The 23,358-nt window shown below is 42.6% G+C and carries 22 protein-coding genes; 17 read left to right on the forward strand and 5 right to left on the reverse strand.

Annotation, left to right across the window (positions count from 1 at the left end; all coding sequences use genetic code 11):
• The first annotated feature begins 14 nt into the window (after positions 1–14).
• From ACOSVQ_RS14195 to nqrM, 9 genes are all read left to right on the forward strand, one after another.
• On the forward strand, positions 15–317 hold the full coding sequence (locus ACOSVQ_RS14195; RefSeq protein ID WP_491983183.1) for a BolA/IbaG family iron-sulfur metabolism protein: 303 nt from the start codon (positions 15–17) through the stop codon (positions 315–317).
• 483 nt (positions 318–800) lie between these two features.
• Positions 801–2,141, forward strand: coding sequence for a Na(+)-translocating NADH-quinone reductase subunit A (locus tag ACOSVQ_RS14200; RefSeq protein ID WP_491983184.1), 1,341 nt, complete (start codon positions 801–803; stop codon positions 2,139–2,141).
• Positions 2,142–2,146: 5 nt separating this feature from the next.
• A complete protein-coding gene (locus ACOSVQ_RS14205) occupies positions 2,147–3,391 on the forward strand; it encodes an NADH:ubiquinone reductase (Na(+)-transporting) subunit B (protein ID WP_491983185.1) in 1,245 nt (414 codons plus the stop codon).
• On the forward strand, positions 3,381–4,148 hold the full coding sequence (locus ACOSVQ_RS14210; RefSeq protein ID WP_491983186.1) for a Na(+)-translocating NADH-quinone reductase subunit C: 768 nt from the start codon (positions 3,381–3,383) through the stop codon (positions 4,146–4,148). Before ACOSVQ_RS14205 ends, ACOSVQ_RS14210 begins: the two co-directional genes overlap by 11 nt.
• On the forward strand, positions 4,148–4,780 hold the full coding sequence (locus tag ACOSVQ_RS14215; RefSeq protein ID WP_102940388.1) for an NADH:ubiquinone reductase (Na(+)-transporting) subunit D: 633 nt from the start codon (positions 4,148–4,150) through the stop codon (positions 4,778–4,780). Before ACOSVQ_RS14210 ends, ACOSVQ_RS14215 begins: the two co-directional genes overlap by 1 nt.
• A 7-nt stretch (positions 4,781–4,787) precedes the next feature.
• The gene (gene nqrE / locus ACOSVQ_RS14220; protein WP_102940387.1) at positions 4,788–5,384 is read left to right on the forward strand and encodes an NADH:ubiquinone reductase (Na(+)-transporting) subunit E; all 597 of its coding nucleotides are present in this window, start codon (positions 4,788–4,790) and stop codon (positions 5,382–5,384) included.
• A gap of 33 nt (positions 5,385–5,417) precedes the next feature.
• Entirely contained in the window at positions 5,418–6,641 is a 1,224-nt protein-coding gene (gene nqrF, locus ACOSVQ_RS14225; RefSeq protein ID WP_165312126.1) for an NADH:ubiquinone reductase (Na(+)-transporting) subunit F, read from the forward strand.
• A gap of 142 nt (positions 6,642–6,783) precedes the next feature.
• Positions 6,784–7,791: an FAD:protein FMN transferase gene (locus ACOSVQ_RS14230; protein ID WP_491983187.1), complete on the forward strand. Its 1,008-nt coding sequence runs from the start codon at positions 6,784–6,786 to the stop codon at positions 7,789–7,791.
• An 18-nt stretch (positions 7,792–7,809) separates the two neighbouring features.
• Positions 7,810–8,043 (forward strand): (Na+)-NQR maturation NqrM, encoded by a 234-nt coding sequence (nqrM, locus tag ACOSVQ_RS14235; protein WP_165312124.1) that lies wholly within the window; start codon positions 7,810–7,812, stop codon positions 8,041–8,043.
• Positions 8,044–8,106: 63 nt separating this feature from the next.
• On the opposite strand, the gene ACOSVQ_RS14240 is transcribed toward nqrM, so the two are convergent.
• Positions 8,107–9,330 (reverse strand): GGDEF domain-containing response regulator, encoded by a 1,224-nt coding sequence (locus tag ACOSVQ_RS14240; RefSeq protein WP_491983188.1) that lies wholly within the window; start codon positions 9,328–9,330, stop codon positions 8,107–8,109.
• A 208-nt stretch (positions 9,331–9,538) separates the two neighbouring features.
• Between ACOSVQ_RS14240 and dinB the strand changes: the two genes are divergently transcribed.
• From dinB to ACOSVQ_RS14260, 4 genes are all read left to right on the forward strand, one after another.
• On the forward strand, positions 9,539–10,606 hold the full coding sequence (gene dinB, locus ACOSVQ_RS14245) for a DNA polymerase IV (protein ID WP_491983189.1): 1,068 nt from the start codon (positions 9,539–9,541) through the stop codon (positions 10,604–10,606).
• Positions 10,607–10,781: 175 nt separating this feature from the next.
• Entirely contained in the window at positions 10,782–11,525 is a 744-nt protein-coding gene (locus tag ACOSVQ_RS14250) for a YggN family protein (protein ID WP_491983190.1), read from the forward strand.
• A 52-nt stretch (positions 11,526–11,577) separates the two neighbouring features.
• Positions 11,578–13,131: a sensor domain-containing diguanylate cyclase gene (locus ACOSVQ_RS14255; RefSeq protein WP_491983191.1), complete on the forward strand. Its 1,554-nt coding sequence runs from the start codon at positions 11,578–11,580 to the stop codon at positions 13,129–13,131.
• A 125-nt stretch (positions 13,132–13,256) separates the two neighbouring features.
• A complete protein-coding gene (locus ACOSVQ_RS14260; RefSeq protein WP_491983192.1) occupies positions 13,257–14,612 on the forward strand; it encodes a sodium-dependent transporter in 1,356 nt (451 codons plus the stop codon).
• A gap of 79 nt (positions 14,613–14,691) precedes the next feature.
• On the opposite strand, the gene ACOSVQ_RS14265 is transcribed toward ACOSVQ_RS14260, so the two are convergent.
• The 4 genes from ACOSVQ_RS14265 to ACOSVQ_RS14280 form a co-directional block, all read right to left on the reverse strand.
• Entirely contained in the window at positions 14,692–15,798 is a 1,107-nt protein-coding gene (locus tag ACOSVQ_RS14265; protein WP_491983193.1) for a succinylglutamate desuccinylase/aspartoacylase family protein, read from the reverse strand.
• Positions 15,758–16,663: a 30S ribosomal protein S6--L-glutamate ligase gene (gene rimK, locus ACOSVQ_RS14270; RefSeq protein WP_491983194.1), complete on the reverse strand. Its 906-nt coding sequence runs from the start codon at positions 16,661–16,663 to the stop codon at positions 15,758–15,760. Before rimK ends, ACOSVQ_RS14265 begins: the two co-directional genes overlap by 41 nt.
• Entirely contained in the window at positions 16,660–17,103 is a 444-nt protein-coding gene (locus ACOSVQ_RS14275) for an ATP-dependent zinc protease family protein (protein ID WP_491983195.1), read from the reverse strand. The genes rimK and ACOSVQ_RS14275 overlap by 4 nt, the downstream gene beginning before the upstream one ends.
• A gap of 259 nt (positions 17,104–17,362) precedes the next feature.
• Complete coding sequence (locus ACOSVQ_RS14280; RefSeq protein WP_491983196.1) at positions 17,363–18,835, reverse strand: aminoacyl-histidine dipeptidase; 1,473 nt, start codon at positions 18,833–18,835, stop codon at positions 17,363–17,365.
• A gap of 794 nt (positions 18,836–19,629) precedes the next feature.
• Between ACOSVQ_RS14280 and ACOSVQ_RS14285 the strand changes: the two genes are divergently transcribed.
• The 4 genes from ACOSVQ_RS14285 to crl all read left to right on the forward strand — a co-directional run bounded on the left by ACOSVQ_RS14285 (position 19,630) and on the right by crl (position 23,321).
• A complete protein-coding gene (locus ACOSVQ_RS14285) occupies positions 19,630–20,919 on the forward strand; it encodes an NCS2 family permease (RefSeq protein ID WP_491983197.1) in 1,290 nt (429 codons plus the stop codon).
• A gap of 60 nt (positions 20,920–20,979) precedes the next feature.
• Positions 20,980–21,444 carry a xanthine phosphoribosyltransferase gene (gene gpt / locus ACOSVQ_RS14290; RefSeq protein ID WP_491983198.1) on the forward strand — a complete coding sequence of 155 codons (465 nt, stop codon included), beginning with the start codon at positions 20,980–20,982 and terminating at the stop codon, positions 21,442–21,444.
• A gap of 130 nt (positions 21,445–21,574) precedes the next feature.
• Positions 21,575–22,825 carry an esterase FrsA gene (gene frsA / locus ACOSVQ_RS14295; protein ID WP_491983199.1) on the forward strand — a complete coding sequence of 417 codons (1,251 nt, stop codon included), beginning with the start codon at positions 21,575–21,577 and terminating at the stop codon, positions 22,823–22,825.
• 106 nt (positions 22,826–22,931) lie between these two features.
• Complete coding sequence (crl, locus tag ACOSVQ_RS14300) at positions 22,932–23,321, forward strand: sigma factor-binding protein Crl (RefSeq protein WP_491983200.1); 390 nt, start codon at positions 22,932–22,934, stop codon at positions 23,319–23,321.
• Positions 23,322–23,358: the final 37 nt, after the last annotated feature.

Genomic DNA, 23,358 nt, shown 5'->3' on the forward strand with positions numbered 1-23,358 from the left:
GACAAGGGAGCATTATGATTCAAGAAGTCATCGAGACTAAACTGCAGGATAAATTTCAACCAGAACATCTGCAGGTTGTGAATGAAAGCTATATGCACAATGTGGCACCTGGCTCTGAGAGTCACTTTAAAGTGATTATTGTTACTTCAAGCTTTGAAGGGCAACGTTTGATTATGCGTCATCGTCAAGTGAACCAAACGTTATCGGAAGAATTAAGCAACCATATTCATGCTCTTGCTATACATACTTACACGCCACAAGAGTGGGACGAGTTGAAGAAAAAAGCACCAGATAGTCCGATGTGTTTGGGTGGATAATTGTGATCCAACAGCTCGCTTTTTTTCTTCCAGTTGATTAAATTTTTAACAGTTCATATACAACTGGGGCTTGAGAAAGGCATAAGAAATATTATTTTTTCAAATAAAAGTGTAAAAATAACCGCGTTTTTTAGGTGGGTGAAATAATTGTGCGACGTATCAAAATAATGATTATTAATGCACCTTTGAAACGAATTATTGACCAAATAAAATCACGAATCTAGAGATCTTGAATGGCATCATATTCGCAAAAGGTGCTAAACTACTGCCCTTGATAAATCTCATCTCAAATCTGTAATGTGATTTTTAAAAGTATGTTGCGCTTTTGGTTATTAAACAACCAAGGCGGACAGATATTATAATGTCGTGTCTAGAGACGGTTTAGTTTTGTCATTACACGCTTCCAGTTGAAGTTGGAATGGCCACCGCCTCGAATTTGCGCAATGAATGAATCTTTTTCCCGATAAAGTAGTGCAAGTGCGTATGATTACAATAAAAAAGGGTCTGGACCTTCCTATTGCAGGAACTCCATCCCAGGTGATTAATGATGGCAAAGCCATCAACAAAGTCGCCTTGCTTGGCGAAGAGTACGTCGGCATGCGTCCTACTATGCATGTTCGCGTAGGTGATGAAGTAAAGAAAGCTCAAGTTCTTTTTGAAGATAAGAAGAATCCAGGCGTGAAGTTTACTTCACCTGTCAGCGGTAAAGTTGTTGAAATTAATCGTGGTGCAAAACGTGTTCTTCAATCTGTAGTGATTGAAGTGGCAGGTGATGACCAAGTGACGTTCGACAAGTTTGAAGCTAATCAACTAGGTAGCCTTGACCGTGAAGCGGTTAAAACTCAGCTAGTTGATTCTGGTCTTTGGACATCGCTGCGTACTCGTCCGTTCAGCAAGGTTCCGGCAGTTGATTCGACGACTAAGGCTATTTTTGTTACTGCTATGGATACTAATCCATTGGCAGCAGAGCCGACGGTTATCATTAACGACAATTCAGAAGCCTTCGTTGCTGGCCTTGATGTGCTTTCAGCTCTGACTGACGGTAAAGTGTACGTTTGTAAAAAAGGTACTAGCTTACCACGCTCAACTCAGTCCAATGTTGAAGAACATGTCTTTGACGGCCCTCACCCAGCTGGTTTAGCTGGTACACACATGCATTTCCTGCATCCTGTCAATGCAGCAAATGTGGCATGGTACATTAACTACCAGGACGTTATCGCTGTCGGTAAATTGTTCTTAACTGGTGAGTTATATAGCGAGCGTGTTATTTCTCTTGCTGGCCCTGTCGTAAACAATCCTCGCTTAGTTCGTACAGTTGTTGGTGCAAGCCTTGAACAGCTTACGGATAGCGAAATGATGCCTGGCGAAGTTCGCGTGATCTCTGGCTCTGTACTGACTGGTACAAAAGCGACAGGTCCACACGCTTACTTAGGTCGTTACCACCTACAAGTTTCTGTTCTTCGCGAAGGTCGTGAGAAGGAACTGTTTGGTTGGGCTATGCCTGGTAAGAACAAGTTCTCTGTTACTCGCTCATTCTTAGGTCACCTGTTCAAAGGTCAGTTGTTCAACATGACAACGACGACGAACGGTAGTGATCGCGCAATGGTGCCAATTGGTAACTATGAAAAAGTTATGCCGCTAGATATGGAGCCAACTCTGTTGCTTCGTGATCTGTGTGCTGGTGACGCTGATAGTGCAGTACGCCTTGGCGCACTAGAACTTGACGAAGAAGATCTAGCATTGTGTACCTTTGTATGTCCTGGTAAATACGAGTACGGTCCGTTACTTCGTGAATGCCTCGATAAGATTGAGAAAGAAGGGTAATTTTCATGGGCCTTAAAAAGTTTCTTGAAGACATCGAGCATCACTTTGAACCAGGTGGTAAACACGAGAAATGGTTTGCTTTATACGAAGCTGCTGCGACTCTATTTTACACGCCAGGTCTTGTGACAAAGAGAGGCTCTCATGTCCGTGATAGCGTTGATTTAAAACGTATCATGATCATGGTTTGGTTAGCTGTGTTCCCAGCAATGTTCTGGGGTATGTACAACGCAGGTGGTCAAGCTATCTCTGCACTTCACCACATGTATGCAAGTGATCAACTGGCTACTATCATCGATGGTAACTGGCACTACTGGCTGACTGAAATGCTTGGCGGCACTATGTCGTCTGATGCAGGTTGGGGCAGTAAAATGCTACTGGGTGCAACATACTTCCTCCCAATTTACGCAACAGTATTTATTGTTGGTGGCTTCTGGGAAGTGTTGTTCTGTATGGTGCGTAAGCACGAAGTTAACGAAGGTTTCTTTGTTACTTCTATTCTTTTCGCATTGATCGTTCCACCAACGCTACCTTTATGGCAAGCGGCACTAGGTATCACCTTCGGTGTTGTTGTTGCTAAAGAAGTTTTCGGTGGTACTGGTCGTAACTTCCTAAACCCAGCGCTTGCAGGTCGTGCATTCCTATTCTTTGCATACCCAGCTCAAATCTCTGGTGATTTAGTGTGGACTGCTGCAGATGGTTTCTCTGGCGCTACTGCTCTTAGCCAATGGGCTCAAGGTGGTAACGGTGCTCTGATGAATGCTGCAACTGGTCAAGCTATCACTTGGATGGATGCATTCATTGGTAATATTCCAGGTTCAATCGGTGAAGTGTCAACGCTTGCTCTAGCAATCGGTGCTGCTTTCATTGTTTACATGGGTATTGCTTCATGGCGCATCATCGCTGGTGTGATGATCGGTATGATTGCTCTTTCTACGTTGTTCAACGTGATTGGTTCTGAAACCAACATGATGTTCAACATGCCTTGGCATTGGCACCTAGTTCTAGGTGGCTTCGCATTCGGTATGTTCTTCATGGCAACGGACCCAGTATCAGCGTCGTTCACAGATAAAGGTAAATGGGCATACGGTATTTTGATTGGTGCTATGTGTGTACTAATCCGTGTGGTTAACCCAGCATACCCAGAAGGCATGATGCTAGCGATTCTATTCGCTAACCTGTTTGCTCCTCTGTTCGACCATATTGTGGTAGAGAAAAACATCAAGCGGAGATTATCGCGCTATGGCAAGTAATAACGATAGCATTAAGAAAACGCTGTTTGTTGTTATCGCATTGAGCCTAGTGTGCTCAATCATCGTATCGACAGCGGCTGTTGGCCTGCGAGACAAGCAAAAGGCGAATGCTGTGCTTGATAAGCAAAGCAAAATCGTTCAAGTAGCAGGTATCACTGAACAAGGTAAGGTTCCTGAATTGTACTCTAAGTACATCGAACCTCGTCTAGTTGACCTAAATACTGGTGATTTTATTGACGGTAATGCAGCAACTTTTGACCAGCGTAAAGCAGCAAAAGATAATGCAACTTCAGTTAAACTTTCATCAGAGCAAGACGTAGCGAAGATCATTCGTCGCTCAAACACAGGTATCGTTTATCTTGTAAAAGATGGCGAACAAGTGTCTAAAGTAATCTTACCAATCCACGGTAATGGCCTATGGTCTATGATGTACGCATTCATTGCGGTTGAAACTGATGGTAATACAGTTTCTGGCATCACTTACTATGAACAAGGCGAAACTCCTGGATTGGGTGGTGAAGTTGAAAACCCTAACTGGCGTGCTCAATTTGTAGGTAAGAAACTGTTTGATGAGAACCACAAACCTGCAATTAAAGTTGTAAAAGGTGGCGCACCACAAGGTTCTGAGCATGGTGTTGATGCTCTTTCAGGTGCAACGCTAACCAGTAATGGTGTTCAACATACATTTGACTTCTGGTTAGGTGATATGGGCTTTGGTCCTTTCCTAGCAAAAGTTCGTGACGGAGGTCTTAACTAATGTCTAGCGCAAAAGATCTTAAAAAGAGCATTCTAGCGCCAGTATTGGATAACAACCCAATCGCGCTACAAGTTCTTGGTGTATGTTCTGCTCTAGCAGTGACTACCAAACTAGAGACGGCTTTCGTTATGACTCTTGCAGTAACGTTTGTAACTGCATTGTCGAACTTCTTCGTTTCGTTAATCCGTAACCACATTCCAAGCAGCGTACGTATCATCGTTCAGATGGCTGTTATCGCATCTTTGGTAATCGTGGTAGACCAAATTCTGAAAGCATATCTATACGATATCTCTAAACAGCTTTCAGTATTCGTAGGCCTTATCATTACGAACTGTATCGTAATGGGTCGTGCAGAAGCATTTGCAATGAAGTCTGCCCCAATCCCGTCTTTCATCGATGGTATTGGTAACGGTCTAGGTTACGGTTTCGTACTTATCAGTGTTGGTTTCTTCCGTGAGCTTCTAGGTTCTGGCAAGCTATTTGGTATGGAAGTTCTGCCTCTTATTAAAGACGGCGGTTGGTACCAGCCAAACGGTTTGATGCTATTAGCACCTTCTGCATTCTTCCTGATCGGATTTATGATTTGGGCGATTCGTACCTTCAAGCCTGAACAAGTAGAAGCGAAGGAGTAAGGTTGTCATGGAACATTATATTAGTTTGCTGGTGAAATCGATTTTCATCGAGAACATGGCACTGTCTTTCTTCTTGGGTATGTGTACCTTCTTGGCGGTATCGAAGAAAGTTAAGACATCATTTGGTCTAGGTATTGCGGTAACAGTGGTATTAACCATTTCTGTTCCTGTGAACAACCTAGTTTACAACCTCGTTCTTAAACCAGATGCGCTTGCTGAAGGTGTGGATTTAAGTTTCCTTAACTTCATTACCTTTATCGGTGTAATCGCTGCATTAGTACAGATTCTAGAAATGATCTTAGACCGTTTCTTCCCACCTCTGTACAACGCGTTAGGTATCTTCCTTCCACTGATCACAGTTAACTGTGCAATCTTTGGTGGTGTATCTTTCATGGTTCAGCGTGATTACAACTTCGGAGAGTCTGTAGTATACGGTTTCGGTTCAGGTTTGGGCTGGATGCTAGCTATCGTCGCTCTTGCAGGTATCCGTGAGAAAATGAAGTATTCAGATGTGCCTCCAGGTCTTCGTGGTCTAGGTATTACCTTTATCACTGCTGGTCTAATGGCGCTTGGCTTTATGTCATTCTCTGGTGTTCAACTGTAAGACGGGTAAACCGCAACAATTAAGGAATAGTCAATGGACATTATTCTTGGTGTAGTGATGTTTACTCTGATTGTTCTAGCGCTAGTTCTAGTGATTCTTTTCGCTAAATCTAAGCTAGTACCAACAGGTGACATTACAATCTCAATCAATGGCGATGCAGACAAATCGATCGTTACTTCTCCAGGCGGCAAGCTTCTTGGCGCTTTGGCGAGTTCTGGCGTTTTCGTATCATCGGCATGTGGTGGCGGTGGCTCATGTGGTCAGTGTCGCGTAAAAATCAAATCTGGCGGTGGTGATATTCTACCTACTGAGCTTGACCATATTACTAAAGGTGAAGCACGTGAAGGTGAGCGTCTTGCGTGTCAGGTTGCCGTGAAAACGGACATGGAGATCGAACTTCCAGAAGAGATCTTCGGTGTTAAGAAATGGGAATGTACAGTTATCTCTAACGATAACAAAGCGACATTCATTAAAGAGCTTAAGCTACAAATTCCAGATGGCGAATCAGTACCTTTCCGTGCTGGTGGTTACATCCAGATTGAAGCGCCTGCTCACCATGTTAAATATGCGGATTACGATGTACCTGAAAAGTACCGTGGCGACTGGGACAAGTTCAACCTGTTCCGCTACGAGTCTAAGGTAAATGAAGACATCATTCGTGCGTACTCAATGGCTAACTACCCAGAAGAGTTCGGCATTATCATGCTTAACGTACGTATCGCGACTCCGCCGCCAAATAACCCGAATGTACCACCAGGTCAAATGTCTTCGTACATCTGGTCTCTAAAAGCTGGTGATAAATGTACTATATCTGGTCCATTTGGTGAGTTCTTCGCGAAAGATACTGATGCTGAAATGGTGTTTGTAGGCGGTGGTGCTGGTATGGCTCCAATGCGTTCACACATCTTCGATCAGCTAAAACGTCTGAAATCTAAGCGTAAGATGTCTTACTGGTACGGTGCACGTTCTAAGCGTGAAATGTTCTACGTAGAAGACTTTGACGGCCTAGCGGCTGAAAATGACAACTTTGTATGGCATTGTGCGCTATCAGATCCGCAACCAGAAGATAACTGGGATGGTTACACTGGTTTCATCCATAACGTACTGTACGAAAACTATCTGAAGGACCACGAAGCTCCTGAAGATTGTGAATACTACATGTGTGGTCCACCGATGATGAACGCAGCTGTTATTGGCATGCTGAAAGATCTCGGTGTAGAAGATGAAAACATCTTGTTGGATGACTTCGGTGGTTAATCCCCGTTAAGTGTCTGATTAAATGGCTGACTCAAATGAGTCAGCCATAATTTTTTCAAGTTTGTATAGAGAATCTCGTAAGGTTTATGTGTGACATACACATGGATTCTCTATATCTACTTACCTCAATAGGAGTAAACAAGTGAAAACTTGGCTTGTTGCATTAGCTTCTTTATTGCTTTTAGCTGGTTGTGAAAAACCAGTAGAGCAAGTTCATTTAAGCGGCCCAACGATGGGTACTACGTACAACATTAAGTATCTTCAGCAAGACGGCATTCCATCGTCTGATGATTTGCATAAAGAGATCGATCGCTTACTTGAAGAAGTAAATGACCAGATGTCTACATATCGCAAAACGTCAGAACTTAGCCGTTTTAATCAGTTCCAAGATACGACACCGTTTGAAGTCTCACCTCAGACTGCAACTGTCGTTCGTGAAGCGATTCGTTTGAACGGTGTGACTTTAGGTGCATTGGATGTCACTGTAGGTCCATTGGTTAACCTTTGGGGGTTTGGCCCAGAAGCGCGCCCTGAAGTGGTTCCTACTGACGAAGAGTTAGCTGAGCGCAAAGCGAACATCGGCATTGAACATTTGAGTGTTGAAGGCAATATGCTAAGTAAAGACTTGCCTCACTTGTATGTTGACCTTTCTACCATTGCAAAAGGTTGGGGTGTTGATGTGGTTGCTGACTATATCGAGTCTCAAGGCATCAATAACTACATGGTTGAAGTTGGTGGTGAAATCCGTCTTAAAGGCGTGAATCGTGAAGGTGTTGGCTGGCGTATCGCAGTAGAGAAGCCAACCGTTGATGAACGTACAATTCAAGAAATCATTGAGCCGGGCGACTACGCGATAGCGACCTCAGGAGACTACCGTAACTATTTTGAGCGTGATGGTGTACGTTATTCACACATTATCGACCCTCAAACAGGGCGCCCAATTAATAATCGTGTTGTGTCGGTGACGGTATTAGATAAATCTTGTATGACAGCGGATGGTCTTGCTACAGGGTTAATGGTGCTAGGCGAAGTGAAAGGTATTGAGATCGCAGAGCAAAACAACATTCCTGTGTTTATGATTGTGAAAACGGATGACGGTTTTGAAGAAGTTTCTTCGAGCGCATTCAAACCATTCTTAAACCGCAAATAACGAAGTGAGTATGTCATTATGAGTACGTTTCTGATTACTTTTGGCGTTTTTCTGGCAGTAATTACAGCGATGGCTGTTGGTTATATTTTCCAGAAGAAAGTAGTGAAAGGCAGCTGCGGTGGCTTAGGTGCTGTGGGCATTGAGAAAGTGTGTAACTGTCCAGAACCGTGCGATGCACGTAAAAAGCGCGAAGCTCGCGAAGCGGTAAGAGCTGAGAAGCTCGCTGCTTGGGAAAAAGACCGTATTGCATAAGTTTTGAAATGCTACAAAAAAGGGTTCTATCATCTGATAGAACCCTTTTTCTTTTGAGGTTGATCAGAAGTTGATGAGTTGATTCCGACCGCCTTCTTTGGCGTTATATAGACGTGTATCTGCCACTTTGATTTGCTCATCGAGTGTTCCCTTCATTGATGTAGCGCCAATACTGATAGTGTATTTGATGACCTGTCCTTGGTGCATTACGTGGTCAGCTTCAATACATCTACGCATACGCTCTAGTTGCTTACAGAACTTGTCGAACTCGCCATCATAATGAATACAGAATTCTTCGCCGCCAAATCGAGCCACTATATGATCACCGAAAAAGGATTTAAGCATACCTGAAATGTGCGTTAGTGCTGCATCACCGCCATCATGACCATAGTTGTCGTTTACTTTCTTAAAAAAATCGATATCAAGCATCGCGATGCAGCGCTCGGCTGAATTTTTACCGACGGTATCGAACAAATAGCGGCGGTTCCACAGACCGGTTAATGAGTCTTGATTGGCTAGCTTAAACAACTCTTTCGTCGCTTCTTGCATATTCAATAGCTGATTAACGCGACAAAACAGCTCTTCTTGATTAAACGGCTTATGTAAAAAATCGTTCGCGCCTGCCTTTAGATATTGCGCAGTCATGGCCTTATCATCCGAACCTGATAAACCAAGAATAGAAACATCATCGTGAATGGAATGGCGTCTGATTTCACGAATCATTTCAAGGCCAGTCATCTCTGGCATGTAGTTATCGCTGATAATTAGACTGATATCTGGGCTTTGTGCGAGCTTTTCTAGCGCGTCTTCGCCATTACAAGCTTCAATGGTGCGGATGTACTGAGACTCAAGTAACTGACAAATTGTGCGACGAATCATTGCACTGTCATCAACCACCAAAGCATGGTGAAACTGATTGTTCTTAATTCGCTTTGCGAATGGAATGACATACTGAACTGAACTAAGGCTGTCTTTAAGAATGTAATCAAGCACACCTTTCTTTAGAAATTCCTGTCGAGTTTCTTGCTCAAACTTAGCCGTGAGTACAACTACTTTGAGATTTTTCTCTAACAGGAGGTCGATAACTTCACCATCTTCGGCATCAAGCAGGTGATAACAAGACACCACAAAAGCGTAGTCTGTACGCTTTTCTATGGCTTGTTTAGTCTGCACTAGGTCTTCACAAACTGTGACATCAAAGCCGAGCTCAGCTAGATGAGTGCTAAGGTAGTTACGAAAAATACGACTTCCATCTATAACGAGTACAGAATTGCTTGAACGATTCACGATAGCTTTACCTTAATTTTAATCGATGCCGATTGATGGTTTTTTAACAGGGTGCCTTTTATACATTAGAACTGATTTATCAGATGTAGGAATAAGATGATTAATTGACAGACTGATTCGGTATTTCGTCATCGTAAGAAAGTTGTTTTCGTTTTGCTGAAAATGGTTCTACAATAACTGTGTTTTTATACAGTTGTTATGGTGGCGTGTGGATCAAGAATCGACGAGAAAAATCATTCATATTGATATGGATTGTTTTTATGCTGCTGTTGAAATGCGCGATAACCCTGAGTATCGCGGCAGACCATTGGCTGTTGGTGGGCATGAAAAACAAAGGGGTGTATTAAGCACCTGTAATTACGAAGCACGCAAATACGGTGTTCGTTCTGCTATGCCTACGGCTCAGGCTTTGAAGTTGTGTCCTAAATTGTTGGTCGTTCCGGGAAGAATGTCTGTGTATAAGGACGTGTCACGTAAAATCCACGCTATCTTCCAACGCTATACCTCAATTATTGAACCGTTGTCCTTAGATGAAGCTTTTCTCGATGTCACCAATGTGGATATTTGTCACGGCAGCGCGACCTTAATAGCTCAAGCTATTCGAAAAGATATTTGGAATGAGCTTGAGCTTACGGCTTCAGCTGGAGTAGCTCCTGTAAAGTTTCTGGCAAAAGTAGCGTCGGACATTAACAAACCTAACGGGCAGTTCGTGGTCACCCCAGAAGAAGTTCAAATGACAGTCGATAAACTGCCGTTGGAGAAGATTCCCGGCGTAGGTAAAGTCAGTCTGGAGAAGCTGCATCAAGCGGGTTTTTATCTGTGTGAAGACATTAAAAACAGTGATTATCGTGAACTATTACGTAAGTTTGGCCGCCTCGGAGCATCGCTTTGGAAGAAAAGCCACGGAATAGATAATCGTGAAGTTGTGGTTGAAAGAGAACGTAAATCTGTTGGTGTTGAGCGTACTTTTAGCCAGAACATCTCCACCTACGAGGAGTGCTGGCAGGTTATTGAGGACAAGCTGTTTCCAGAGTTGGATATGAGGTTAACCAAAGCAAGTCCAGATAGAGCAATCATCAAGCAGGGAATAAAAGTTAAGTTTGCCGATTTTCAACTCACGACGATTGAACATATACATCCACAATTAGAGTTGAATGATTTTAAACAGTTACTGAGTGATGTTCTCAAACGGCAGAAGGGAAGAGAGATCCGGTTATTGGGATTGTCAGTAATGTTAAAGCCTGAGGAGCAATCAAAACAGTTGAGCTTCTTTTAACTTTTGTTGTTTAACGAATGATGACATAAGATGCGTAAAAATTTTTAGGTATGAAAATTCCTGCGCATTAGATATCGGCATTAGTAGTTGCGATAAAGTGAATAACTAACATTGTGTTAACCTATGTCCTATCAATATCCGATATTGTTGAACAAAATTTTATCTAGAGACATGTATGAAAAAGACTATCTTATTCGCTTCGTTGTTATGTAGCTCATCGGTATGGGCAGCTCAGTGTAAAATTGATGTCCAAAATGAAGTTCATCTCAGTGGTTCGAATGTTGAAATACACACAACGAGTGGTGATACCGCTGTGATGGATGAGAGCAACCGTCTCTATCTGCATGGCGAACAAATTGAGCTCGACAGCTCTCAACAACAGGCTATTCAATCCTACCGAGAAAGTGTAAGTTCCGCAGTACCTCGCGCAAAAGAGTTGGCTCAGAAGGGAATGGATGTTGCCAGTGATCTTCTCGATGACGTTGCGGCAAGCCTCGATTCTCCAAATGCATTTGAGGATGTTAAACAATCGATGAAAACGTTCTTTTCTGACATCGAAAGTCGTTATTACCAAGGTGAAGATTTTGTATTGCCAGCCAATACCTTCGAATCGATGACTCAACAGTGGGAGCAAGATTTTGAGAAAGCAAAGGCACTGTTTAGTCAGGAATTCTTTTCAAGCGCTTTTGATGCTGTGTCTGAAAAAATGAAGCAGGATGGTGGTATTAACTTGACTGAGCTAGGCAATACGATGAGTCAGCTTACCGCTAAGTTTGAATCTCGTTTGAAAGAGCATCAAGAGGCCGTGGAAAAAGAAGGCAAAGAACTGTGTGAATCCCTTGATGATATTGTTGAGCAAGAGCAAGAATTGCACAAAAAGATACCTGAACTAAAGAACTACCAAGTATTTACGATCTAAACTAAAGGAGCGCATTAAGCGCTCCTTTTACTTTGGTGTGTTTGTAGGTGAGATGATTTTTAACAATATTAGTGTTCGTTGGATAACGATATTGACCGCTATTTCTGTGGTGATTTGCTTTGTTGCCTGTTATCTCGGGTTTAAATATATATGGACCTACGATCGTCATGTTACTCAAGCTGAAGAACTACAGACAGAGGAAATCGAACGTGTTGAAACCATTATAGAGTTCGCCAAACTTAAACTTGGTGATTCGATGGTGGACTATGCTGCGTGGGACGACATGGTTGATTTCATTCGGTCTCCCAATGAAGAATTTGTTGAAGACAGCATCGGTGTTCATTCTTACACCTCACAAGTCATTAATGGTTTTTTTGTCTTCGCACCGGATAAAACCTTCGTATGGGGTAAAACGCTGGATGTGAGCACAAATCACCTAGTCGATGATGATCGTTATACGCAATACTTCCCAACCATACTTAATGAAGCGGAGCAACTTGAACCCAATTTTGTTAAAGCGGTAGTTCGCTTCATCGTTATTGACCATGAGCCGTATTTTGCTGCAACCACTCGAGTTTGTATGAGTGATGCGACAGCGTGCGACAAGGGGTATATGATCTTTTTCAAGAAGCTGTCTAAGAAGTTTGCGGAAGACGTGCATAAAGCGACAGGCATTCAGATTGATATTTTGGTGAACGAAAGTAACACCTTAAATCTTCATCCTATCGAGAATATTTCTTATATCTCTAAGTTGGATTACAGCGGTAATTCTGGCGTGGTGATAAAGGTTTACCATCGGGTCAAGATTCCAAGCTTTATTGTTTGGGAGGAGGTGTTTGCACTTTTGGCTTTTTCCATCATGTTCTATTTCATTAACCTTTTGCTGGCTAAGTCATTAGTTACACCTATTAACAACGCCAATCTGGTACTGGAAAAGTTTCAAGCTCAGGGCGGCTTTATTCCCGATGAGTCTTATTTCATTTCGAAAGAAATGAAGGGATTTGCCAGAACGATAAACAAAATCATGAATGATTTGGAAGCTAGCCGTAGAGATCTGCGTTGGCAATCGGAGCACGATCCTCTTACCGAGCTTTCAAATCGTCGTCATTTAAAAAGTCGTCTTACCGTTTTTATAAACGATTACCATTTTAGCTATATCGCTCTCTATTTAGTGGATGTCGACTATTTCAAACTCTATAACGACAACCTAAGTCATTTGGACGGCGATAATGCGTTGAAGGCGGTGGCTAAAGGGTTGGAATCCATTGAATACAGTGGAGACAAAATAGTTGCTCGCTTTGGTGGAGAAGAGTTTTGTGTTGTCTTCGCCAGTGATGTGCCTCTTGATCTCAATGAATATGGTCAGAAGTTGAAAGAGGCGGTTCATAACCTAAAAATCCCTCATCCTTATATTCCTGTCGCAGGGCGTGAATATTTGTCGATCAGTATCGGCGGTATTCAAATCGCAAAACCGACAATGGCTTATTATCAAGAACTGTTTCATCAGGCTGATCAGGCGTTGTATATGGCCAAGAAGAACGGTCGAGATCAGTACGTTGTACAAGATTTCAACAAGCATTCTGTGCGTTTAATCGGTGTAAATTAAATATTACGCAATAAATAGTAAATAATCGCTTATTAAAGCAGCAAACTGTACTGCCATTTGTTGTATCAGTAGCTAATTTCATTTAATGTACTAGTCAACTAGTTTGGTGATATTTGTGAGTAGTAATGACATCGAGTAATACCCGCGAAACATTTGGTTCTCGTCTTGGATTTGTATTGGCCGCAGCAGGTGCAGCCGTTGGTCTTGGTAATATCTGGGGCTTTCCGACTCAAGCAGCCAGCAATGGTGGTGGCGCATTCCTTTTAGTTTATTTAGTTCTCATTTTGGTTGTTGCGTTTCCTATGCTGGTGGTCGAAATGGCTATCGGTCGCTCGGGACAAGCAAACCCAGTGGATAGTATGCGTTCACTGACGGCGAATCCTACGGCTAAGAAAGCCGGTGCTTTAGTAGGCTGGTTAGGTCTGAGTGTACCAAGCGCTGTTTTGGCGTTTTATAGTATTGTTGGTGGCTGGATCATCTGTTTTATGCTGGGTGCTATTACTGATTTACTGGGTATGGAAAGCGCGACGGCATGGTTCAAGGGTTTTAGTGTTGAGCGCAACTTTTTCGGCACTATTGTATTTTATGTTTTGACTATCTTGATTGTTCAAGGTGGTGTTAAGCAGGGCATTGAAAAATGGTCAACACGACTAATGCCAGCTCTGTTTGTGCTGTTTGGTGTGCTGTTTATTTACATCATGATGCAACCGGGCGCGATGGAAGGTTTGCAACATTACTTAGTGCCAGACTTCGATAAGGTTTTTGACCGTAAGATGATTCTTGCGGCAATGGGGCAAGGATTCTTCTCTTTGACCATTGGTGGCTGTTCAATGCTGATTTATGGCTCTTACCTAAGTAAGAAAGAGAATCTGCCTAAAATGGCGATGAACGTTACTTTGGTTGACACAGGCGTTGCCTTTATCGCTGGTCTAGTGGTTCTTCCTGCGATGTTCGTTGCGATGAATAAAGGGGTTCAAATTTACGCAGAAGATGGCTCACTACTGAGCTCTGATACGCTCGTCTTCACTGTTCTACCGCTAATGTTTGATAGTTTGGGCGTGTTTGGACAACTGTTTGCAATCGTGTTCTTCTTACTCCTGACGATTGCCGCTTTGACTTCATCGATCTCCATGCTGGAATGTCCGGTAGCGTTAGTATCCGAACGTTTTAATACTAAACGTACGCCAACCAGTTGGGTGTTAGGTGGCTTAATCGCGCTATTCAGTGTGGTGATTGTCTATAACTTCGGTGAACTGTTTGGCTTAGTCGCAACAACGGCGACTCAATATCTGCAACCGACAGCGGCCTTAATGTTCTGTTTGTTTGGTGGCTGGGTATGGAATCGTAACTCCAAGCTTAAAGAGTTAGAGCAAGGTTTCCCTGAATTCCGCCAAAGCGCCTTTGGTAAAATCTGGCCTTGGTATGTGAAGTTTGTCTGTCCTATTCTGGTGGCAACCGTAATTTGGGCTTCATTTGGTTAATCCCATCAGACACAAAAAAACCTTGGTAGTGATACCAAGGTTTTTTATTGAGTGAAAAATGAGAGCTAAGAATATTTCCTTATTCCGATGGTGAAGGAGGCATTATCTGACCGGTAGTCAGAGGCTCCAAATCCACTTCAATCACTTCTTCAATAAAGTCACCGACTAACTGTTCAACCATATCGTCATCTTGTGTGAAATATGCGAGGTGGAATACAGCATCTCCCTCATTCACTAGTGGTAGCGTTTGCTGACCGATAACAATACCGCCTTTATTCGCTTTCACTTCAACTTCAACGTTGCCTAAAGGTGAGTTGATGTAGGCCAATACTTGACCTTTTGCCACTCGGTCTCCCAGTGAGACGACGGTACGCAAAATACCATCCGCTTCTGCACGTAACCAGCTGGTCGATTTAGCAATGACAGAGTTGGGTAGTTTCTTACGACTTGCTCTTAGCATGCCGATTGCCTGCATTACTCGTTTCACGCCTACGACACCTGCACTGATTGCGATCGGTTCAAAGCGAAGCGCTTCACCTGCTTCATAGGTTAATACGGTAATACCCGATTTCTCTGCTTCACTACGTAAAGAGCCCATTCTTAATGGAGAGTCGAGAATTACAGGGGTAGCAAAGGCTTGAGCGATACGCAGTGTTTCTGGATTGCTTAAGTCTGCGCGGATCTGCGGTAAGTTAGTGCGGTGAATAGCACCAGTATGCAGGTCAATAATGTAATCACATTTGAGGGCGACTTGAGAAAAGAAGATGTGCGCCATTCGTGAAGCCAGAGACCCGCTGTCGCTGCCCGGGAAGCAGCGGTTTAAATCACGTCTATCTGGTAAGTAACGTGACTTATGAATAAAGCCGAATACGTTAACAATAGGTACGGTAATCAGAGTACCTTTTAGTTTTTTCGGATCGATGGAATTGATCAGTTGTCTTACGATCTCAACACCGTTGAGTTCATCACCATGGATGGCCGCGTTGACCATAAGGACAGGACCCGGTAAAGCGCCATGAATGATTTCAATAGGAATGGAAAGGGGCGAGTGGGTATAGAGTTTCGCTCCTTCCAATTCAATGACTTGTTTGGTTGCTGGGGGAATTTTCTCCCCCAGGAATTCGTATGCTGCGTTCTTATATTTTCTAGCCTTTACCACGTGTTTTTGTCCTTTTACTTGCCGCATTTTTTTCTAGAAATTCGACAATCATTCCGGCGATATCTTTACCGGTCGCAGCTTCAATGCCTTCTAAGCCTGGAGATGAGTTTACTTCCATGACCAATGGTCCTCTTGCCGAGCGAAGTAAATCAACACCAGCGACATTCAGCCCCATGATTTTAGCGGCTTCGATAGCTGTTTTACGTTCTTGTGGTGTGATCTTAACCAGTGATGCTGAACCACCACGGTGAAGGTTAGAACGGAACTCGCCTTCTGCCCCTTGTCGTTTCATTGCGGCGATAACTTTATCACCAATGACGAAACAGCGAATATCCGCACCGCCTGCTTCTTTAATATATTCTTGAACCATGATGTTAGCTTTCAGGCCCATGAACGCTTCGATAACACTCTCAGCCGCTTTGCGAGTTTCAGCAAGAACAACACCGATACCCTGAGTACCTTCAAGCAATTTAATCACAACAGGTGCGCCGCCAACCATGTCTAGTAAGTCTTTAACATCATCCGGCTTACTAGCAAAACCTGTAATAGGCATACCAATCCCTTTGCGAGAAAGCAACTGCATTGAACGCAGTTTGTCTCGTGAACGGCTAATCGCTACAGATTCGTTTGCAGGGTACACACCCATCATTTCGAATTGGCGTAATACAGCCGTACCATAGAAGGTTACTGATGCACCGATTCGAGGAATAATCGCATCAAATCCAGCCAGCTCTTCACCCTTAAAATGGATTTCAGGTTGGTCTGAATTGATATTCATGTAACAACGTAAAGCATCAATCACTTTTACTTCGTGTCCACGCTGCTTACAAGCTTCAATTAATCGCTTGGTTGAATATAGCGAAGAGTTACGTGACAGAATACCAATTTTCATAACTTGGGTGCCTCAAAAGGAATTAAAAACGATGCGGTTGGATCAACGATAATCCTATGATGCATCGCGGTACGGCCTAAAAGCATGCGAAATGCCATATTTTCTCTATTTGTTAATGTAATTTCTGCAGGCCACGTTTGTCCGCCTAAACAGATGTCGGACTTAATAACGTAACGGGATTCTTCATGACCACCTGAATCTCGTACTGTTCTCTCTGCTATTACTTCTGCCTCACAAACTACAACTGTATCCACATCGTGTTGATTTGGGTGGATCCAGAAGCGTACCCAAAGTTTCTCTTCTTTAGTAAAGCTTTCTAACTTAAATGCGTGTAAGCAAGATGTGCGGGCTCCGGTATCGATTTTCGCTTTAATTTTATCAATACCTAACCCAGGAAGGCTAAGTCTCTCTCGCCATCCGACAGTCATTTTTTCTTTCATCGCAGTATCTTAGTGTTTTGTTTGGAATTTATTTAAGGCTGAAATGGAGAACAGCCCGCATATGCGTCGTGAAGACGTAATGCCTTGAATAGAGTGTGGTGAACTTCTCTGGGAACTTCAAGGACGCGCACTCTAACAGCAGTGATTATTCTCTCGCTAATGAAAAAAAATATTCGTATCGACAAAAAATATTTGTAAAAAATGTAAAAAGCCGAAGGGTTTAGCTTCGGCTTAGTGTCAGCATTTTCTGTCAACAAACTTAAGATTTAGCTGGGATATTTTCCAGTAAAGCAATCATTTGTTCCCAGAATAATTCAACAGTGTCGATTTTTACTTTCTCATCAGGAGAGTGCGGGAATTTAATTGTTGGACCAAATGAAACCATGTCCATATTTGGATAAGGTTTCTTAAATAGACCACATTCGAGACCTGCGTGAATTACCATGATATTTGGTTTGTTTCCGTAGATACCTTCATACATATCACGGAAGATGTGCATGATTTGAGAGTCTGCATCCGGCTTCCAGCCTGGGTAAGCGCCAGAGAATTTAATCGATGCACCCGCTAACTCAGCAACGGACGCTAGCATGCCTTCAACTTGGCTACGGCCAGAATCGATCAGCGAACGAATTAGGCACAGTACCGTTACTTGGTTTTGTTCGGTGGTAATCACCCCCACGTTTAATGAAGTTTCTACGACACCTTCAATTTCATCACTCATACGGATAACACCGTTTGGACACGCATTAAGTGCTGAAATGAAACGTTTTTGATCAGCAAGCGCGAACATGTCTAAATCAACGGCTTTTGCTTCATTAAACGTTACGATATTGGTTTCAACCTTACCAAGCTCTGATTTGAGTAGATCTGTATAGAAGCTATAAAGCTCTACCAATTTAGCTTCATTTTCTGCAGGAAGTGCCACAGTAACAAATGCTTCACGTGGAATGGCGTTACGTAAGCTGCCGCCACGGAACTCAACTAAACGCAGATCGAGCTCGTTGGCGTGACCTGATAGGAAACGAGCAAGTAGCTTGTTTGCGTTACCACGACCAGTATGGATGTCGCAACCTGAGTGGCCGCCTTTTAAACCTTTGAGGACAAGCTGACGCGTCACAAAGTTAGATGGAACTGCTTCACGTTTGATATCGAACTTGATTGAAGCATCAACACCACCAGCACAGCCCATGTACACTTCGCCCTCTTGCTCTGAATCGGTATTAAGAAGAATTTCACCTTCTAACCAACCTGCTTCAAGACCGAATGCGCCGGTCATGCCAGCTTCTTCGTCAATAGTTAGTAGCACTTCTAATGGGCCATGTTTGATGTCAGTGGATGCTAATACTGCTAAGCAAGCTGCCATACCCATACCGTTATCTGCGCCAAGCGTTGTGCCTTTTGCCGTTACCCATTCACCGTCAATATAAGGTTGAATTGGATCTTTAGTGAAGTCATGGTCTGTGTCTTCGTTCTTCTGCGGAACCATGTCGATATGTGCTTGAAGTACGACACCTTTCTTATTTTCCATTCCTGGTGTTGCTGGTTTCTTGATAAACACGTTGCCTGTTGCATCACGGCGAACAGCTAAACCAAGTTCTGTTACCCAACCGATAATGGCTTGAGCGAGCGCTTCTTCATGTTTTGAAGGGTGTGGAATTGAACAGATTTTATCGAAAAATTGCCAAACTGGAGCTGGTGATAGGTGGCTTATTTCAGAATGGAACTCAGACATAGATGACTCCTTTATTTATCTATACCCCGATTAAATAGTGGCGAGAGGTTGTAAATTTAGAGAAATAACCTGTCTGGCGGGGCAATATTTGGTGGACAGCATACCATTGAGTCGTTAAATCGAGTAGTGGCATGGATGGGGATTTTTTGACAGACAATAATTGAGAAATGAGCGGTAGCTCGTATGTTAAAATTAACTTACTCAATAAGTTGCACTGTTTTTGCTATGTAAATCAAAAATAAAACGTCATTTCTGTAATTTTATTACCAATTAATCTGAGTGGTTTGTAAGATTTATAAACAATATGTGATTTCACTCACTATAAATTTGTAATATTTTTTCTTTGTGGTATATTAATAACCAATTCGAAAGTGAGTATTTCGAAGCGAGTTTACCCTCGTAATGTTAAAGAAAGATGTTATGTCAATCTGCAACGTTACACCCCACAGGCTTTGGTAAGTGAGACCAAATGCATGTGATTTGAACAGTAATGTTCACCCCTATATTGGAATTTGTTTTTGGCCGCTACTTTTAGAGTGGTCAGTATGATTCACCGCCATCTGTAACTCAGGTGGCGTTTTTTTTTGCCTGTTACTTTTGTCTTTACATAGTATTAACAACTTCACTGATTTTAGTGAAATATGCCGATTTCTATGAAGAGCCATGCATAACTGATTGTTAGAACTTTTAAAATCAAAATAAATTCGGTCTGGAATTTGTGATCTGATGTCTTTATAATCTGCGCCCAATCGATTACGCAACCGTTTACTTTTTACCTTTATTAGGACTCGATCATGCTGGAAAGGCTATTTAAACTCAGTGAACACCGTACAAACGTGCGTACTGAGATCATTGCAGGTGTAACTACGTTCCTGACAATGGCTTACATTATTTTTGTGAACCCTGCCATTTTATCTGCAACTGGCATGGATCAGGGATCAGTATTTGTTGCGACCTGTTTGGCCGCTGCAATTGGCTGTTTCATTATGGGCTTTGTTGCCAACTACCCAATCGCTCAAGCTCCTGGTATGGGTCTGAACGCATTCTTCACTTATTCTGTTGTTCTTGGAATGGGTTATACATGGCAAGTTGCGCTAGCTGCTGTATTCTGCTCTGGTGTGCTTTTCATTATTTTGAGTCTGTTTAAGATTCGTGAATGGATCATTAACTCAATTCCAATGTCTCTAAGAACGGGTATCTCTGCTGGTATCGGTCTGTTCTTGGCATTTATTGCACTGCAAAACGCAAAAATCGTTGTAGATAACCCAGCTACACTAGTATCCGTTGGTGATTTTACTAGCCTTTCACCTGTACTAGCTGCAGTAAGTTTCTTCCTTACTATCGGTTTAGTTAACCGTGGTGTTAAAGGTGCAGTATTGATTGCAATTTTGCTTACTACTGGACTAGGTATCATTTTTGGTGACGTTCAATGGCATGGCGTTGTGTCTGCTCCACCAAGCATTGCACCTACTTTCCTACAACTTGATTTTGCTGGTGTTTTCAACATCGGTATGATTTCAGTTATCTTCGCATTCTTGTTTGTTGACCTATTCGACACAGCTGGCACGCTAGTTGGTGTTGCAACTAAAGCTAACTTAATCGGCAAAGACGGTAAGATTCCTCGCCTGAACAAAGCGCTACTTGCTGACTCTACTGCAACTTCTATCGGTGCATTGCTTGGTACTTCAAATACAACATCTTTCGTAGAAAGTACTGCGGGTGTTGCTGCTGGTGGACGTACTGGTTTAACCGCAGTTGTAGTTGGCATTTTGTTCCTTCTTGCATTATTCTTCTCGCCATTAGCGGGGATGATTCCAGCTTACGCAACAGCAGGCGCTCTTTTCTACGTTGCTATTCTGATGATGTCTGGTCTTGTTGGTGTTGACTGGCGAGATCTTTCTGAAGCAGCTCCAGTTGTAGTAACTTGCTTGCTTATGCCTCTGACTTACTCTATCGCTGAAGGTATTGTATTAGGTTTCATCTCTTACACCGCAATCAAAGTACTGAGCGGTAAAGGCCGTGAGATCTCAGCAAGTGTGTGGTTTATGACTGCTATCTTCTTGGCTAAGTTGATTTTCGCTTAAGATTTTAATGGCGTGGTGAAATTCATCACGCATAACATGTATTAAATTAGGTTTATTACAATGAGCAAAAAATTCGTTATCACTTGGGACAATATGCAGAACTATTGTCGTGAACTCGCTGAGCGTCAAATGCCTGCAGAACAATGGAAAGGTATCCTAGGTGTTAGCCGCGGTGGTTTAGTACCAGCAGCTATTCTTGCTCGTGAGCTGGGTATTCGCTATGTAGATACAGTATGTATTTCTAGCTACGACCACGATCACCAGCGTGATATGAAAGTACTAAAAGCACCAGAGCATGACGGAGAAGGCTTCCTTATCGTTGATGATTTGGTTGATAGCGGCGATACAGCGCGCAAAATTCGCGAAATGTATCCAAAAGCTAAGTTTGTCACTGTGTGTGCAAAACCAGCAGGCAAAGACTTAGTTGATGAATACGTAGTTGATATTGAACAAGACACTTGGATTGAGCAGCCTTGGGATATGCAACTTTCTTTCGTTGAACCAGTGAATCGTAAGCGCAAATAAACCTTTACAGCTTGTGTTTAAACATAAGCTTTATTGAAAAATAGCATTTACTTAAAAATGACCCTTTCTTGGGTCATTTTTTTTATTACTATATAAAACAAATAAATCGTTTATTTAGCGAGACTGGGTTATGTCTGAAGAAGATAACAATATAAATTTGTCAGAGACGTTGTTTGTAAAGCGTAAGCAGGCGAAAGAGACGTCGGCGCTGACTCAATACATGCCTAGCAATTTGGAATTTTTACAAAACAAGAAGAAGCAAGAAGGTTACTCTTGGTACCGCAACGTGCGCCGTCTGCAATGGGTATGGCAGGGGGTGAATCCTATAGAACAAGAAGAGGTGCTTTCACGCATTGCTTCATCCACACATTCGCGAACTGATGACGATTGGCTCGATACTGTAATGGGTTACCATAACGGCAACTGGTCATTCGAATGGACACGCCTTGGCATGCAGCATCAAAAAACATCTTCTGTATTGGAAGGTGACGCTGCGGCAGAGGAACTCTTCAAAGCGTCGCTCTGTTTTAGTATTGCCGGCTATCCGCATTTAAAGAATGATAATTTGGCTTTACAAGCTCAGGTGTTAGCAACCAAAGCCTATTCTGAAGCGGCAGAATTGACCAGTTTTACGGTTAAAAAACTAGATTTTACTTATCAGAACAAGAAATTTTCTGGTTACTTACATCTCTCGAACACTGATAAACCTCGCCCAGTGGTGATTGTTAGTGCTGGTTTAGATAGCTTGCAAACTGACATGTGGCGACTTTTCCGTGACTACTTGGCAAAGCACGACATTGCCATGTTAACCATCGATATGCCTTCTATTGGTCACAGTTCGCAATGGCCGCTGACTGAAGATACATCTTGTCTGCATCAGGCCGTGATTAATCAATTAGCGGATGTGCCTTGGGTTGATCATTTTTGCATTGGTCTAATCGGTTTTCGTTTTGGCGGAAATGCGATGGTTCGCCTGTCATTCCTAGAGCAGGAAAAAGTCAAAGCGTGTGTCGCTATTGGTGCGCCGATACATGATGTGTGGTCATCTCCAACCAAATTGAAACAGATGCCTAAAATGTATCTCGACATATTGGCTTCGCGATTAGGTAAAGATGCGGTTGATATTGATAGTTTATCTGGTCAAATGAAAGCTTGGTCATTGAAAACACAAGGCTTCTTAAGCAGCCGAAGAACAAAGGTGCCGATTTTGGCGGTTGGTTTGGAAGGTGATCCTGTTTCTCCATTGTCTGACAATCAACTCGTGGCGCTTTTTAGTCAAGGTGGCAAAGCTAAGCAGATAAAAAGCAAGACAATTACACAAGGATATGAGCAATCCCTCGATTTGGCGATAAAGTGGCTTCAAGAAGAACTCTGTAGGTGACATTTTTCCTAAATTAGTTAAGAGTAATATTTACGTCATTTATATGCCTTTTTAGGCATATAAATAATAGTGATATTTATTCTTATATATGGAAATGGAGAATCCTATGCCAGAAGGGACGAAAAATCCGACGCACTACCGTTTGTTATCCGCATTCAAAGCAATTGGTCCTTATTTACGTGAAGGAAAATGTAAAGAAGGTAGCTATTTGTTTGATTGTTTAGCTGCATGTGTGGATGACAGAAAAGCTCCAGAGAAACGTGAGTTTTGGGGCTGGTGGATGGTGCTCGGTCAAACTGAGTCTGGATATGAGGCAAAATATCAGTCGGGTCGTTACAACCTAGCAGGTGAATGGGAGGCAAAATCGATTCCTGAGTCTGCGTTGTCTGATGTCATTCAAAATCGAGATGAGTTTCATAAGAAGCTAGAGAAAACGTTAGACGAACGTTTCGGTTTATCGCTTTCTATGCATGAAGAATCAGTAGAATTTGTGTGATTTTAGCTATTTGAATGTTACTGAACGTAAAAGGTGC

This window comes from Vibrio sp. HM8-C (genome assembly GCF_058630515.1).